This is a genomic window from Desulfotignum balticum DSM 7044 (genome assembly GCF_000421285.1).
In the GTDB taxonomy this organism is placed as follows: Bacteria; Desulfobacterota; Desulfobacteria; order Desulfobacterales; family Desulfobacteraceae; genus Desulfotignum; species Desulfotignum balticum.
Window position 1 is genome coordinate 383285 of sequence record NZ_ATWO01000001.1, and the last position, 15077, is coordinate 398361.

Here is a 15077-nt window from a genome sequence, read left to right on the forward strand (position 1 = left end):
GTTATCTTATTCTTTGAAACTGTTCCGGCAAAAGGTTTCCCTGACCCGGAATGCAGCGATCAAAGACAGAATGCACAGTATTATCATGGCGATGAACCCGTTCTGGTAGTCACCGGCACTGTAAACCCGGACCCCGGCCGCCAGGGTGCCGTCCCAGGTCAAATCCGCAATATAGCCCACCAGGGGCTGGGCCAGGGCCGTGCCCACGAAACACCCGGTGTTGACCATGCTGACCCCCATGCCGGACAGGTTGGGATGGACAATCTCTTTGGCTGCGGCAAAAGTGATGACAAACCCGGATGCGGCAAACCCCATAAAGGCAAACAGAACATAACCGCTGATTCCGGTTGTCCACGGCAGAAACATCAGCATGGGCCAGGACACCAGGAATGCGGCGGCCGCTGCAATCAGAAACGGTTTTCTCCGGCCGATTCTGTCGGAGATCCATCCCCAGAACAAAGCGCCCAAAGCAAAGCTGAGCAGCTGGGCCGTCATGAGGTTGGCGGAAGCGCCCCGGCTCAGGTGATGGACGTCCTGCAGATACCGGATGCCCCACAGTCCCATGAACGCATAGCTGCTGCCGATCATGCCCAGCTGGACCCAGAACCCGGGCCAGACTTCAAGGGTCATGGCAACGCTTTTAAGGTTGGTCACCCAGTGGCGGGTGTGGATGTCCAGGCTGCCCCCATAGGTGTTGGGCGGATCAAACCCCATATCCTGGGGCTTGTTTCTCACTATCAGAAATCCGGCCAGCGCCAGTATCAAAGAAAGAGAACCGATCCCTGTGAACACCGTCCGCCATTGAAACACCGTGAGCACCTGCGCCAGGGGGCCGGCCGCCAGGACCCCGCCGAGATTGCCGAAAAACAGGGTCAGGCCGCTCATGATGCCGAACACTTTTTCATGGAACCACACCGCGTTGTTTTTCATGATGGCGATAAAGACCACAGACACGCCAAGCCCCACCAGGAACCGCCCGGCCAGAGCGATTTCAAAACCCGGCGCCAGGCCGAACAATATGGATCCGGTGCCGGCCACCAGGTTTCCGAAGATGATGGATGTCCGGGTGCCCAGGGTATCGGCGATCACGCCGGAGGGAATCTGCATCACCGCATACACGGCAAAATAGACCGCAGCCAGGGATCCCAGACGGGCCCCGCTGATGCTGAAGTCCGCCATGAGATATTCCGACACCACCCCCGGGGCCATGCGGTGAAAATACACCAGAATATAGGTAAGGATGAGAATGGCAAAAATAGACCACCTGGCCAGCTCGAACCGGAAATCCGATGGTCCGGAAGCATTGACATCGCGTTGTTTCATAGGACGGGTTCCTGATTTGTTTAAAGATTGAACCGCTTAAATACAGGTTTCGTCCCATTCTGTCAATCCGGATCTGGCCTGTTTATCAACCCGGGCACGGAAAGTTTATGATACAGGTTTGGCTGTTTTTATTTTCGGCTGCCAGGTTGACAGCCGGTGTAATCGGATCAATGATGATCCTATGGGTCACTGATTCAGATGCGCCTGGATCATGTGGTACCCTGTTGATAAGGAAATGACGAAATGACCGTGGTGTATGATATATTAAAAGAATCGTGGTATCTGTATCTGGATGTGGCCGTGTACATGCTGTTCGGGTTTTTTATCGCCGGGCTCCTGCATGTGTTTTTCAAGGCGGAAAAAATAAAGACCTATCTGGGAACAGGCAGGATCAAACCGGTGGTGCTTGCGGCGTTTTTCGGTATCCCTTTGCCGTTGTGTTCCTGCGGCGTGGTGCCCGTGGCCACAGGCTTGAAAAAACAGGGAGCCAACAGCGGGGCCGCGTTGTCATTCATGATATCCACCCCTGAAACCGGGGTGGATTCCATTGCCGTGTCCTGGGCCATGCTGGATCCGGTCATGACGGTGATCCGGCCCGTGGCCGCGTTTATCACAGCCGTCTCCACAGGGATCGCCCAGAATTTTTTTGGAAAGGACAGCCCTGTGGCTGAAAAAATTGACCCCAAACCATCCGGGGGCTGAGGGTGTGCCGATGACACCCGTGCCGGTGCACCCACACCCCCTTCTTCTTTTTTTCCCCGGTTTGTCACAGGCATGAGATATGCCTTTGGCGAACTGGTGAGCGATATTGCAAAACCCTTTGTCGTCGGGATTCTCATCGCCGGCGTCATCACCTTTTTTTTTCCGGAAGATCTCACGCTCTGGGCCAATGATCACCGGTTTGTCTCCATGCTGGTCATGCTGGCCGCAGGAATCCCGATGTACGTGTGTGCCACGGCCTCCACCCCCATTGCCGCGGCCCTGATTCTTAAGGGGCTCAATCCCGGTGCCGCCCTGGTGTTTCTGCTGGCCGGTCCGGCCACCAATGCCGCCACCATCAATCTGGTGAGGACCATTTTCAATACCCGGACCCTGGTGATCTACCTGTCCATGATCGCTGTCACTTCCCTGGCCATGGGGATCGGTGTGGATGCGGTATATGATTTGATGGGCATCCGCGCCAGCGCCGTGGTGGGACAGGCAGCGGAAATCGTGCCGGTCTGGATTCAAATCCCTGCCGCAGTCGTGCTGGCCGTCCTGATGGTCTACACCAGCTGGAAGCAGTCGACCGGTTGTGCATCCACGGTGTGCAGCTCAGAATGCAGCGAATGAACGTATCTGGTGCGCCCGGAAAAGGATTGGAAGGTTTTTGTCACTGTGATCCCGGGGGATGAACGGCATAACCGGCAAATTTTTTCTGATATTCTTTGGGTCTCAGTCCTGTCAGGCGGATGAACAGTTTCCGGAAAAAAGAGATATCTTCATACCCCACGGCATAGGTGATTTCACTGAAGGTGGCAATGCCCTCCTCCAGAAGCTGCCGGGCTTTTTCAACACGGAGTGCCTGAAGATACGACAAAGGGGTCATGCCGGTGGCCTGCTTGAACCGCCTTTCCAGGGATCTGCGGCTTATCCTTAAAGTGCGGGCCAGTTCATCATAGTTCACTTCCCGGGCCAGATTTGTTTCAAGCCATTGCTGGGCACGGGCTATCAAAGGATCGGTATGATCGGTGATCCCGGGAAAACAGCGGAAGGGGGCCTGGCTCTCCCGGTCCATGGCAAGAACCATGGTTTTTGCCGATTTTGTGGCAGCCGGTCTGCCGCAGAATTTTTCCACCAGATAGAGTGACAGATCCATGCCGGCGGTGACTCCGGCGGAACAGTAAAGTCTGCCGTGATCGATGAAAATCCGGTCCTGCTGCAACCGCACGTTGGGATACCGGGCTTTGAACCGGTCTGCAAACCCCCAGTGAAGCGTGGCGGATCTGCCGTCCAGCAGTCCGGTTTCCGCCAGAAGAAATGCCCCGGTGCAGATACTGGCCACATGGGCCCCCTGATCATAATGGTGCCGGATCCAGCCGGGCAGCTCCGGGTTTTGCTCAAGGATTTTATCGATATATGTGGCTGAGGCAATGATGATCAGGTCGGTGTGCGAAATCTGTTCAATGCTGCAATGGGGCATGATCTCAACCCGGTTCACGGACCGGATGGGTTTGCCGTCTGCCGAGGCAAGTGTCACGTCAAACAGCGGGGTGCGGGGGGTGCCGGCAAGACGGTTCCACAGGCGGCCGGCCTGGTTGAGGATGTCCATGGGGCCGAAAACCGTGGTTGCCATGGAGTTGTAAAGGCCTAAAATCGTAACATGTATCATGGGTCTGAATTTTTCTTTCTTTCTGTCGTTATCACCTCTCTAAAAGTCGTTTATGCCACTTTTGTTTTGTGTCTGCAATGGCTAAAACAAAAACAAGCCAGAAATCTGTCACATAAAGGAGATGCACCATGACAACCGACACCATTAAAACCGTTATCGCCCCCTGCGGCCTGTGCTGTGAAACCTGTTTCGCCCATGTCAACGGGGATATCAGGAAATTGAGCATTCAGCTCAGGGAAAAGCTGGGTAATTTCCGGGCCGCTGCCCGGCGCTTTGAATCCATGCTGGAGGCGCCTGTGTTCAGGAAATATCCCGATTTTGAAAAAATGCTTGATTATTTTGCGGCAGAACACTGCCACGGCTGCCGGAATGAACAGTGCCGGATTTTTAAAAACTGCGGTGTGCGGCCCTGTCACCAGGAAATGGGGGTTGATTTCTGTTACCAGTGTGATCAGTTTCCCTGCAACAACACCCGGTTTGATGAAAACCTGTACAACAGCTGGGTGGCCATCAATCAGATCATCCGGAAAAAAGGAATTGAAACCTATTGTGAAACAGCCAGAACCCGGCCCAGATATGGTTGAAGCAGCCCGCTAAAATGGTTCACACAGCACCGCGCAGTGTTGGCGCGGCAATCAGTTCCGGTGCTGTGTGCACACATCCACCCAGTCGTTGCAGTCTGAAAACCGCTCCAGTTCTTCTATGGTCAGGCGGATTGAGGCATTCTGGTCCCCGGCTGCCGGAATGATTTCCGGGTGTTTTTTCAATGAGATATCCAGGTACACATCCATGGGCTGTTTGAGCCCAAAAGGGCATACACCGCCCACGGCATGACCGGTGTATGCCAGCACTTCGGCAGGTGAGAGCATTTTCGCCTTTTTTGAAAACTGCTGCTTGTACTTCTGGTTGTCGATTTTGGCCCTGCCGGCCACAACAATCAAAATGGGCCTGCCGTCCAGTTTAAATGACAGGGTTTTGCCGATCTGATCCGGATCCACGCCATGGGCGGCGGCTGCCTCGTCAACCGTTGCAGTGGAGGTTTCAAGTACCATGACGCGATCCTCCATGTTGAAATCTGAAAAAAACTGTTTAACTGCTTCCACTGACATAGAATCGTTCCTGTTCCTTTGTTATTTAAGGCGTTTGCCTGTGGAGAACGCGTCTCCGATTTTTTTGCCCACACTGAAATACGCTTTTTCAGCGGGGGCATACAAAATCGGTTTCATTTTTTCAATGTCCGGCATCCCGTTTTCCGCCAGAACGGATTCATCCGCTTTGATGTCCACAATTTCTCCGACAAACTGGGTGTGCAGCCCGATCTCCAGGGTGTGTATCAATCTGCATTCCAGAATCAGGGGGAATTCCTTGACATACGGCGCATTGACCTGGTCGCTTTTGACCGGGGTCAGGCCGGCGGTCTTGAACTTGTCCTCGGTTTTCCCGGATGCCATGCCCAGATAATCAGCTGCTTCCACATAGGTTTCTGAAGGAATGCTCAGGGTATAGGCACCGCTGGCAACGAGACAGTTGTAGCTGTAGGTCGCTTTTCTCAAAGACACGGTCACGCACGGCGGGCTGGAACAGCAGATCCCGCCCCAGGCCGCTGTCATGGCATTGGGTTTGCCGTTCTTGTCATAGGTCCCCACGATCAGTACCGGTGTGGGATACAGGATTGTTTTTGCACCAATGGATTTTTTCATACTGTAACCTTCCTTTGCTGGTGTGCAGCGATAGCCGAACACCTGTCAGTTTAAAAAAGGGTTATGCAAATAAGTATTGATCTCTCCGGTATTCCCTTCTTCCATATCATCCGAGATTATCAGATTTAGGATTGCATGGATATCATAAATTTATTCAGCCTCAGAAGTAAGCGGTCAATAAACCCCACCTTCTCACCGGGCCGGATTTCCGGTACTATTCATGGTGTTGGAACAGCGATTTGATCTTTGTCAATCTGTTGTGGGAGCAGCGCCTTAAAATCTTCATCGGACATGGCTTCTGGGAGATTCTCGAACAGGTGTTTCAGGTACCAGTAGGGTTCCAGTCCGTTGGCCTTGGCGGTTTCGATCAGGCTGTAAATGGCTGCGCTGGCCCGGGCACCCTCGGGCGTGCAGGAGAACAGCCAGTTCTTCCGTCCCACCACAAAGGGGCGGATGGCATTTTCAACCGCATTGTTGTCCGGACCCACCCGGCCATCCTCGATATAACGGATCAGACGATCCCATTCGTTCAGCGTGTAATTCACCGCTTTTCCCAGAAGGCTTTTGGGGGGCACTTTTTCAACGGTGGCATCCAGCCATTTTTTAAACTCTTCAAGAATCGGAACGGCTTCCGTCTGGCGTTTTTCATATATCTCACGGGGTGACAATTGATTCTCCCGGGCTGCTTTTTCAATCTTGTACAGCTTGCCGATATATTTCAACGCTGTAGCGGCATTGCCGACCGGTGTTTTGGTTTTGCGGCTGACTGCTTTGGTCACCTCCACAAATTTTCGACGGGCATGAACCCAGCAGCCCACATGAAGGATGTCCTTTTTTTTATCAAGAAACCCATAGCCCGAATATCCGTCCGTCTGGACGATTCCTTTATACCCGTTCAAAAAGGAGGCTGCCACATCCCCGGACCGGGAAGGATCGTAATGGTACAAAAGCACCGGCCTCCCCCGAGAGGTCCCCTTGAACACCCACATGTAACTTTTTATACGGCCGGGCTCCTTCAACACCCGCACCGGGGTTTCATCGATGTTGATCAGATCGCTTTGAAGCACCGCTTTTTTCATCATGTCCAGAATGATGTCACAGGCTTCCGCAGTTTTCATTGCCCATCCGCACATGGTGGATCTGGGGATCTCGACTCCCAGCCGTTTGAATTGCTTTTCCTGACGGTAAAACGGCAGGGCATCGGCAAACTTTGCAGTCAGGATATGAGCCAGAAGCCCGGGGGTGGCAATGCTTTTCGGGATAATCTGATCCGGCATCCTGGCAATAGACACGGCAGGTTTGTCATCCTCGGTCCCTTCGCAGTTTTTGCAGGCATATTTATACCGGATGTTCCGGATCACCCTGACTTGGGCCGGGATATAATCCAGTTGTTCAGATACTTCCTGTCCGCTACGCTCCCTGAGGCAACCGCAGCCGCACTGCCTTTCCTCTTCGCTGAGCTCGTGAATAACCTCTATGCGGGGCAGATTTGGCGGCAAGGGTTTGCGGCCACGTTTTTTGCGTGTATGTTCCTTAATGGTAACATCTTCCGGCTCTTCCTGGATGGGGAGATCCGGTTCAGGCATATCAAACAGGGGAAGCTGTCCGTCCGGTTTGTGGATTTTCTCTGTTTTACGGCCGAACAGTCTGTCTTGAAGACTTTTTATCTGTTCATTGAGGATTTTGATTTCAGACTGGTAATTACGCTCTTTCTGGTCGAATTCTCCGACCAGAAAAAACAGGTTTTCCTTTAATTCATCAATATCGTTTATGTCTGAAATCTTCTCGATGTTCATGTGCTGACATATAGCACAACCACGCGGGTTTTCATAGTTTTTTCTCTAAAAAATCATGGAATATTTCAACGGTTTGTGGGCCTGCTGAATGTTCAATCCCGCCACCAGCCAGGACAATTCTTTTTCCCCGATATTCATGACCTCTTTGTGGGTGCCGGGCCATTTAAACCGGTCTTTTTCAAGCCGTTTCTGCCAGATGCAGAATCCATTCCGGTCCCAATACAGGATCTTCAAAATGGTTCTGCTCCGGTTGCAGAAAACAAACAGATGGCCTGAGAAAATATCCAGCTTCATCTGTTCACTGGCGATAATGGAAAGGCCGTTGATGGATTTTCGCATGTCCGTTGCACCCAGGGCCAGATAGATCTTTACATCTGATGGAACGGTTATCATTACGACTCCTGCAATGTGACCAGGATCCGTTTCAATGTGTCTGCCGAAAAATCGTCCGGAATTTCAATCTGGCAACCCCGGGGCAGATTGAGCTTTAAAACATATGGGCCGGGGTTTATGGGTTGTGATGCCACCTGGACGAACTTGACCGGCAGGTTTCTGGATTTAAACCGGGCTTTCCAATACCCGAAGCGATGATAAACCAGATTGTGCTGCCGGCAATATTCTTTCTGGGAAAGTCCGGATTCTTCCCATTTATCCAGGTGGGTCTTCCAGAACTTGCGGAGTTTCTCCAGTTTTTCTTGTCTTGTTTCTGTTCCCATGATGCCTCCATTTTGAATTTTGGCGACATCATACTCCGGAAAGGCGGGGCTGCGGAAGATGGGGTTTAATTACCGCTTACCATACAGGGATAATTAATCTTGATTATTATCGATAGATGCAATTCTCCTACAAAATATATTGGGTAAAATTAAAATCCCCAGGACTTTTAATAATAGTCTCGGGTTTTAAATTTTAGATTGCGGGAGAGGAGTCATAGACAGAGTCCTCGCTTTTTAGCTCTCAGATTTCACAGAGACTTATACCATTAAGGCTCAGTTCAGTTTTTTTATATTTCAGGCCTGTAAAAGGTGAGGTCAGCCGGACAGCGATACCCCAAGACAGGCGTTCACTAGATATTCTCCCAAAAGTACATCTCCATCCCGCCTGTAAATGGCCCAGTATTCTGAATCAGGTATCATGTCAGTTTCCAAGTCCAGTTTATGAATTTTTTGAGTATTCAGGGACTCGGATTCAATTGCAGCAGTCATGACGACCCCAATTCCAAGGCCTTTTGAAACCAAATTCAAAACTGCATCGGTGGAATTGCTTCCACTCAGTTCGACACTGGCCAGTCCTTTCTCCTTTAGATAGTTTGAAAGTGCACGAAACACAATAGAATCCTTGGAATAAGTGAATATAAGACCCATTGTGTCCTCTACCGACTTTAATTTGCCGGCCTCTGCCGTTTGTCTGTCCGCGATCCAGCAATAGTCATATCGGGCGATTGGTGTTGATATCAATTTAGGCTCGTCTATCGGACCAATGACTAAAGCAAAATCAATCTCACCGGTTGCAAGCATATGACGTAGGACGGTCGACCGGTCGATGTGAAGCTCCACTTTGGCCTGAGGATTGCTTTTATAGATTGAGGTCATTAGGTATGCGGCCCATTTCGAAACCAAGGCACTTGGAATGCCGATCCGCGCAGTGTCAATATGCCGGGATGCTCCACCGACAATACGGCGAATATCATTTGTCGCATCAAATACACGATCAACATGACGTAACAGGCGATGCCCCGTCACTGTAAGTCGTGCTGGTCGAGATTTTCTATCAAACAGCTCCGCGCCGAGTTCATCCTCGAGAGCACTGAGCCTCGAGGAGATTGCCGGTTGCGTTGCATGGAGCTTCTGAGCTGCGGCTGAGAAACTTCCAAGAGTGGCTATTGCACGAAATGCTTCTAACTGTCGAAATTCCATTCTTTATATAAACAATATTTATCTAAAAAGATCAATACAATTAATTTGACAAATTTAAGGTCAAAAAATTATTATTACTTAATCTTTAATCGGATTCGTAAACGGAAATCAACTTATTTGAACTGAGGGTGCGGCAACCAAAGCTCGAATTAACGATTAGCTTAATTGATATTTTGCTATGTAATTAAAACTCAAAATTTATGAGAGGAATTTAGTTGTGAGGGAACGTCTAAAAGAAGCACCATCTAAAGAAATCGTTAAATATTTATTTGGTCCAAGTATTAAAAGTGATCTGGAAAAATCCTATTATCCATTGCTTGAAATCAATTATGCTCACTTAATTATGTTGATGCAGCAAGGTATTATTACAGCCGAAACTACTGTGGCCATTTTAAAAGTATTAAAAAAAATGGAAGAACAGGGACCAAGCATACTCAGTATCGACTGTAATTCAGAAGACCTGTATTCAAATATCGAAGCCTACATTATAAAAAAAATAGGTGCTGATGTGGGAGGACGGTTACATACAGCCCGAAGCAGAAATGATTTGTTTGGAACGGTAACAAGGATGAATTCCCGAACTTATTTGTTAAGATCATGTTCACAAATCAATGAACTTCGGTTGCATATTTTAGGATTATCTAAAAAACACATTCATCTTATTATGCCTGGTTATACCTGCATGCAACCGGCAGAACCTATCACTTTAGGATACTATTTAGCAGCTCATCTGCATGCATTGGAAAGAGATTTTTCCAGACTTGAAAATTGCTATGAACGGTTAAATCAATCACCTCTTGGCAGTGGGGCAATGGCGGCAACAACATTTGATATTGACCGAGAATTAACCGCTGAATTATTGGGCTTCAATGGCCCGACTGGAAACTCGTTAGATGGAATAGCCTCCAGAGATTATGTGTTAGAAATCCTATCAGCGTTAAGTATATTCATGATTCATTTAAGCCGGCTAAGTCATGATCTCTATATATGGTCAACAGAAGAATTTTCTTTAATTGAAGTTAATGGTTCCGTCGCTATGTGCAGTAGTATTATGCCTCAAAAAAAGAATCCCGTTACTTTCGAACATATAAAATCAAAAGCGGCTCACCTGCAGGCCGCATATATATCTGCTTCGAGCTGCTTAAAGAATACTCCATATACACAATGTAGGGATTCAAGCATGGAATGTCTCAGATATTTTTGGGACTCTTTTTTTGAGGTTGAGGCTTCGATTTATTTACTTATCACAACACTGAAGACCATTAAAATTAATGAAAAACACGCGTTGGACAGAACCTTCGTTGATTTCAGTACGGTCACAGAGTTGAGTAACACTCTTGTAAAAGAGGTCGGTTTATCCAATAGCTTAGCGCATAATATTGTAGCCAATATCGTAATCCATATTATAGAGCAGGGCCAGAATCCAACAAATATTAACAGCAAACTTCTTACCGAAATATCTTCAAAATTAACAAAAAAGAATATCAGTTTATCTGATGAAAAAATTCAATTGGCCTTAGATCCTGTTTTAAATATTAATTCAAGAAAGGTCACAGGAAGCCCTTGTCCATCAGAGGTTGAGATCCAATTAAAAAGGATGGAACAAAAGATCAAGGGTGATGATAAAAAAATTTCAAACTACCAAAACCGTCTCCTACAATCAAAAACAAACCTGCACAATAGAATTAAAAGTTTATTAAAACATTATAGATAAGGAGGTTTTTTAATGAAAAAAAATAAATTTATAATTTGATAAATTGAGCCAAGTTCACAACGGACCTTATAATGCTTTATCAAAGGGGTCACGGGATACAAACAATTATTATTTAAGGATAAGTTACAATGAAAAAAAATATTATAGGTATTGCGATTTTAGTTCTGTTCTTTTTCCCGATTTGTAATAGCTATTCTGCTTCAAATGTTAATAGAATTTCAATCGGTGCCGGCCCGCAAGGCGCTTCATATTATGGATGGGGGGCTGCCTGGTCCAATATTATGCAAAAAAAAATTGCTGGTTCCAGTTTTTCAGTGGAAGCTACAGGTGGACCAAGTGACAATATTAAGTTAATTCAATCTGGTGATATCGATTTTGGTTGGGCAACCACATGGCTTGCCGGAGAAGCATATAACGGTAAAGGCTGGGCTGACAAAAAATATGATAAAATTAGAGCCATTTTTCCTATGTATTTTAGTGTACTGTACATTTATACTCTCGAAAAAAACAATATTAATTCTATTTCTGAATTGGAAGGGAAGTTAGTTTGCACCGGGAATTCGGGCAGTACCAGTGATTTAGCAGGTAATGGCGTTTTAAAAGCATTAAAAATCCACCCTAAGAGCATCAGTCCAATTTCTACGAATATCGGAGTCAATAATTTAAAAGATGGCCTGGTGGATGTAAACATAGGGGTTTCAGGTGTCCCAGCGCCATTTTTACTGGACTTGGAGACAACACACGAAATAAAATTCATACCTTTAACTACAATGGAAATAAGAACAATTAAAAAGAAGTATCCATATTGGTCTTTAGGCACTCTAAAAAAAGAAACATACAAGCATCTGCAAAGTGATTTTAAATGTATCCAGTTTTGGAATATTGCGTTAGCCTCAAAAGATTTACCAGATGATTATGTCTATAAGATTGTGAAAGCCACTTTTGAAGCACGTGATCAAATGGTTGCCTCTAATGCTTCTGCAAAGAATTTGATAATGGACAATATCCTCTATAGTAGTGTCCCTCTTCATCCTGGTGCACTAAGATACTATCAAGAAATGGGAGTCAATATCCCGAATAACCTCATTCCTTCTGAAAACTAAAACTTAAAATCATTTTCCCTTATGGTTGATCAAAATCATAAGGGAAAATTCTAAAACAGGGGGAGCCTCCTTTGGATATTAATGAAAGCATTTTAAACCAGTTAGAAGTAAAAAATAAATTAACCGGCAAATCACTTGTTATAAAATATGTAATCATTGCAGTGGCTATGGTGGTCCCGTTATATCATATTTACGTTTTAGGGTTTAAGCCGACAATTCCTTGGATTTTTTATACCATACATGTCTCTACGGCAATCATATTGATTATTTCTATTTACCCTATGAGGAAAAATCACTCTTTTTTTGATAAATTAGTTGATTTGATTTTAATTTTATTGATGATTTTCTCTTCGATTTATTTAATCACTCAAATGAATGATCTGACAAATCGTATGGGCACTTCACCAACGAATTGGGACGTCTTTGCCGCTGGTATACTGATTATATTAATTTTAGAAACTACCAGGCGCACTTCAGGACTAATACTGCCGATTTTGGCTCTCTGTTTTATTCTTTATGCAAAATTCGGTGGCTATCTGCCTGGCATGTTAGGACACCGGGGCTATAACTGGGGAAGGATTATTGGTTATCTTTCTGGTTTTGACGGCATTTTCAGTTCTCCGATCAGTGCAACTGCAAATTTTGTTTTCATATTTATTATTTTTGGGTCATTTTTGGGCTCATCCGGCGCGGGTAAATTTTTTATTAATTTTGCATTGGGAGTCGCAGGGGGAAAACGAGGGGGGCCGGCTAAAGCGGGAGTTTTTGCAAGTGCATTGATGGGGACAGTCTCAGGAACTTCGGTATCTAACGTTGTTACAACTGGCGCATTTACAATTCCATTAATGAAAAAAATCGGTTATTCCCCAAGATTCTCGGGTGCTTTAGAGTCAGTTGCCTCCACCGGTGGCCAAATAATGCCTCCTATCCTCGGTTCTGCAGCCTTTATTATGGCATCCCTAACAGGCATAGCCTACCTTGATATTGTGGCTGCTTCAGTCTTACCCGCATTATTATTTTTTGTTGCTGTCTATATTATGGTTGATTTGGAGGCAGCCAAAACCGGTCTACATGGATTAGATAAGAATAAAATACCTAATCCTATCAAAATCTTGAGAAAACAAGGTTTCTTAATTGCCCCATTATTGGTGTTGATCTTCATACTAACGATTCTGAAGTCAAGTCCGAATAAGGCCGCTTTGTGGGCTATTTTAACAGTGCTGCTTGTTTCTTTTTTTTCAAAAAGCACATTTATGACTCCTGTGAAGATTTTTGGAGCACTGGTAAATAGTTCAACATCAGCTATGGGAATTATTTCTGCGTGTGCGACTGCCGGCATCATTATAGGTATTTTGAATTTAACCGGTGTAGGTCTGAAGTTCGCAAGTTTAATCATTTCTTTTTCAGGAAACAATTTATCAATTGCATTGGTTCTTACAATGATAGCTTGTCTCATACTTGGAATGGGCTTGCCTACAGCTGCGTCATACGTCATTACGGCTTCCGTGATGGCACCTGCCTTGGTGGAGATGGGTGTACCGTTATTGGCCGCTCACATGTTTGTTTTTTATTTTGCCTGTCTGTCAGCCATTACTCCGCCGGTTGCATTGGCTGCTTTTGCCGGAGCAGGCGTTGCAAAGGCAAAACCCATGGAAGTTGCCTTTACCTCTGTAAAATTAGGAATAGCCGCCTTTATAGTTCCTTTTATGTTCGCTTATAATCCGACTCTATTGTTAAAAGGCTCGATTTTAGAAATTATTATCTCTACCATTACATCACTAATTGGTACGTTTGCTCTGGCAAGTGCAGTTCAGGGTTGGCTTTTGGGCGATAGAATAAACATGTTATTAAGAGCCCTGTTATTATCTTCCTCAATTATACTTATTAAATCTGGACTGGTTTCAGATATTATCGGACTGGTAATAATAGCTGTTGTAATTGTGACAATTCAAAAAAATAAAATAAAGGATAATAAATGAGTACAATTCAAAATCTTACGATTCGCGAAATTTCGACCAGTCTCAGCGGGAATTTTAGCGGGGGAACCTATCGCGTCGATAGCCGCGGGGCCTTGCTTTGCCGTGTCGAATTGGAAGACAATTTTTCCACAGTCGTCTGCCTTGGCAATGAATTTAGATACAGTGACTATCTGAAGTCAATGATTACCGGAGTCCTCAAAAAGATAGTGGTTGGACAAAACATCTTGGACAACGAGGCTCTGTGGCATGAAATGTTCAAAGGTTTTACACCTTACATACCACAGGAAGATTTCGTGAAAGCGATTTCCATAGTTGACTCCGCTTTGTGGGTGGCGCGGGCTGAATACTTTAATATCCCGCTTTGGCGACTTTTAGGCGGCGCAAATCCATCGGTACCTGTAATCGGTATCGGCGGGTATTACGAACGAGCCAGAGATCCACAGGGAATCGAAAAGGAGTGCAAAGAATTTCAAAAAGCTGGTCTGGCCGGCATCAAGTTCAAAGTTGGCGCGCTTTCGATAGAAGAAGATGCTGAACGGGTCTTGGCCCTGCGTGAAATTGCTGGTGAGAATTTTAGGATCGTTGTGGATTCAAACATGGCGTGGACACCCTCAGATGCCCTACGATTTGCCGAGCTGATTAAGGCGGTCAGGCCCGATTGGCTTGAAGAACCTGTACATCGGAAAAATGTATGCAACGGTTTGCGTGACGTTCGCCTTAAGAGCGGCATTGCAATAGGCGCCGGTCAAAGTGATCCCTCAGTTTTTGATTCGTTTCGTCTGCTGACATCCGGTGCCGTTGATGTGTTGAATATGACGTATAACCGAGGAGGTGGGATTACTGCCTGGCGAAAACTGGCTTCGGCAGCGGATTTAGCCGATGTTTGCATGGCCCAGGTCGGTGAACCGCATATAAGCATGCATCTGATAGGCAGCACCTCAAACGGAACCTACGCAGAGATCTATCCTGAACCGGAACGAGACCCGTTTTGGCACGAGCTTTATCCCAGAAAGCCGGAAATCCAAAACGGACAAATCTCTTTACCGTTGACTGCTGGACTTGGATTCTCGATTGATCTTGATCGCGCGGAAAAATTCGCAGTAGAAGATTGGGCCTAAACAAACGCCCATTTGGGGCTTTGGATGGAATTAACCCGGAATACCTCATGGCAGCCC

General features: G+C 46.5%; 14 protein-coding genes. 6 read left to right on the forward strand and 8 right to left on the reverse strand.

Translation table 11 applies throughout. From position 1 onward, the window contains the following. Nucleotides 1-6: 6 nt before the first annotated feature. A complete protein-coding gene (locus K365_RS0102105; RefSeq protein WP_024333313.1) occupies nt 7-1323 on the reverse strand; it encodes an MFS transporter in 1317 nt (438 codons plus the stop codon). 243 nt (nt 1324-1566) lie between these two features. Here K365_RS0102105 and K365_RS29025 point away from each other — a divergent pair, with 243 nt between their 5' ends. Next, complete coding sequence (locus K365_RS29025) at nt 1567-2655, forward strand: SO_0444 family Cu/Zn efflux transporter (protein ID WP_245157442.1); 1089 nt, start codon at nt 1567-1569, stop codon at nt 2653-2655. A gap of 40 nt (nt 2656-2695) precedes the next feature. Here the strand turns inward: K365_RS29025 and K365_RS0102115 are convergent, their stop codons facing one another. Beyond that, nucleotides 2696-3694 carry a GlxA family transcriptional regulator gene (locus tag K365_RS0102115; RefSeq protein ID WP_006967790.1) on the reverse strand — a complete coding sequence of 333 codons (999 nt, stop codon included), beginning with the start codon at nt 3692-3694 and terminating at the stop codon, nt 2696-2698. A gap of 128 nt (nt 3695-3822) precedes the next feature. Here K365_RS0102115 and K365_RS0102120 point away from each other — a divergent pair, with 128 nt between their 5' ends. Continuing rightward, nucleotides 3823-4278 carry a DUF3795 domain-containing protein gene (locus tag K365_RS0102120; RefSeq protein ID WP_024333315.1) on the forward strand — a complete coding sequence of 152 codons (456 nt, stop codon included), beginning with the start codon at nt 3823-3825 and terminating at the stop codon, nt 4276-4278. A 51-nt stretch (nt 4279-4329) separates the two neighbouring features. On the opposite strand, the gene K365_RS0102125 is transcribed toward K365_RS0102120, so the two are convergent. The 6 genes from K365_RS0102125 to K365_RS0102150 all read right to left on the reverse strand — a co-directional run bounded on the left by K365_RS0102125 (nt 4330) and on the right by K365_RS0102150 (nt 9106). Then, on the reverse strand, nt 4330-4803 hold the full coding sequence (locus K365_RS0102125; protein WP_006967788.1) for a YbaK/EbsC family protein: 474 nt from the start codon (nt 4801-4803) through the stop codon (nt 4330-4332). Between the two features lie 21 nt (nt 4804-4824). Next, nucleotides 4825-5394, reverse strand: coding sequence for a flavin reductase family protein (locus K365_RS0102130; RefSeq protein WP_006967787.1), 570 nt, complete (start codon nt 5392-5394; stop codon nt 4825-4827). A 218-nt stretch (nt 5395-5612) separates the two neighbouring features. Next, entirely contained in the window at nt 5613-7190 is a 1578-nt protein-coding gene (gene tnpC, locus K365_RS0102135; RefSeq protein ID WP_024333316.1) for an IS66 family transposase, read from the reverse strand. 45 nt (nt 7191-7235) lie between these two features. Beyond that, on the reverse strand, nt 7236-7583 hold the full coding sequence (tnpB, locus tag K365_RS0102140; protein ID WP_006967310.1) for an IS66 family insertion sequence element accessory protein TnpB: 348 nt from the start codon (nt 7581-7583) through the stop codon (nt 7236-7238). After that, nucleotides 7583-7906, reverse strand: a complete 324-nt coding sequence (tnpA, locus tag K365_RS0102145; protein WP_024333317.1) for an IS66 family insertion sequence element accessory protein TnpA — start codon at nt 7904-7906, stop codon at nt 7583-7585. The genes tnpB and tnpA overlap by 1 nt, the downstream gene beginning before the upstream one ends. Nucleotides 7907-8221: 315 nt before the next feature. After that, nucleotides 8222-9106, reverse strand: coding sequence for a LysR family transcriptional regulator (locus K365_RS0102150; RefSeq protein ID WP_024333318.1), 885 nt, complete (start codon nt 9104-9106; stop codon nt 8222-8224). A 217-nt stretch (nt 9107-9323) separates the two neighbouring features. On the opposite strand from K365_RS0102150, the gene argH reads away from it, so the two are divergent. The 4 genes from argH (at nt 9324) to K365_RS0102170 (ending at nt 15020) form a co-directional block, all read left to right on the forward strand. Then, nucleotides 9324-10820, forward strand: coding sequence for an argininosuccinate lyase (gene argH, locus K365_RS0102155; RefSeq protein ID WP_024333319.1), 1497 nt, complete (start codon nt 9324-9326; stop codon nt 10818-10820). Between the two features lie 128 nt (nt 10821-10948). Then, a complete protein-coding gene (locus K365_RS0102160; RefSeq protein WP_024333320.1) occupies nt 10949-11923 on the forward strand; it encodes a TAXI family TRAP transporter solute-binding subunit in 975 nt (324 codons plus the stop codon). Between the two features lie 71 nt (nt 11924-11994). Continuing rightward, nucleotides 11995-13902, forward strand: a complete 1908-nt coding sequence (locus K365_RS0102165) for a TRAP transporter permease (protein ID WP_024333321.1) — start codon at nt 11995-11997, stop codon at nt 13900-13902. Further along, the gene (locus tag K365_RS0102170; protein ID WP_024333322.1) at nt 13899-15020 is read left to right on the forward strand and encodes a mandelate racemase/muconate lactonizing enzyme family protein; all 1122 of its coding nucleotides are present in this window, start codon (nt 13899-13901) and stop codon (nt 15018-15020) included. The genes K365_RS0102165 and K365_RS0102170 overlap by 4 nt, the downstream gene beginning before the upstream one ends. The last annotated feature ends 57 nt before the right edge of the window (nt 15021-15077 follow it).

Excerpts from the sequence above, each read along its gene's own strand:
- tnpA (WP_024333317.1), bottom strand. The coding sequence starts at position 7,906 with ATGGGAACAGAAACAAGACAAGAAAAACTGGAGAAACTCCGCAAGTTC.
- K365_RS0102150 (WP_024333318.1), bottom strand. The coding sequence starts at position 9,106 with ATGGAATTTCGACAGTTAGAAGCATTTCGTGCAATAGCCACTCTTGGA.
- K365_RS0102125 (WP_006967788.1), bottom strand. The coding sequence starts at position 4,803 with ATGTCAGTGGAAGCAGTTAAACAGTTTTTTTCAGATTTCAACATGGAG.
- K365_RS0102130 (WP_006967787.1), bottom strand. The coding sequence starts at position 5,394 with ATGAAAAAATCCATTGGTGCAAAAACAATCCTGTATCCCACACCGGTA.
- K365_RS0102115 (WP_006967790.1), bottom strand. The coding sequence starts at position 3,694 with ATGATACATGTTACGATTTTAGGCCTTTACAACTCCATGGCAACCACG.
- K365_RS0102170 (WP_024333322.1), top strand. The coding sequence starts at position 13,899 with ATGAGTACAATTCAAAATCTTACGATTCGCGAAATTTCGACCAGTCTC.
- K365_RS0102120 (WP_024333315.1), top strand. The coding sequence starts at position 3,823 with ATGACAACCGACACCATTAAAACCGTTATCGCCCCCTGCGGCCTGTGC.
- K365_RS0102105 (WP_024333313.1), bottom strand. The coding sequence starts at position 1,323 with ATGAAACAACGCGATGTCAATGCTTCCGGACCATCGGATTTCCGGTTC.
- tnpB (WP_006967310.1), bottom strand. The coding sequence starts at position 7,583 with ATGATAACCGTTCCATCAGATGTAAAGATCTATCTGGCCCTGGGTGCA.
- tnpC (WP_024333316.1), bottom strand. The coding sequence starts at position 7,190 with ATGAACATCGAGAAGATTTCAGACATAAACGATATTGATGAATTAAAG.
- K365_RS0102160 (WP_024333320.1), top strand. The coding sequence starts at position 10,949 with ATGAAAAAAAATATTATAGGTATTGCGATTTTAGTTCTGTTCTTTTTC.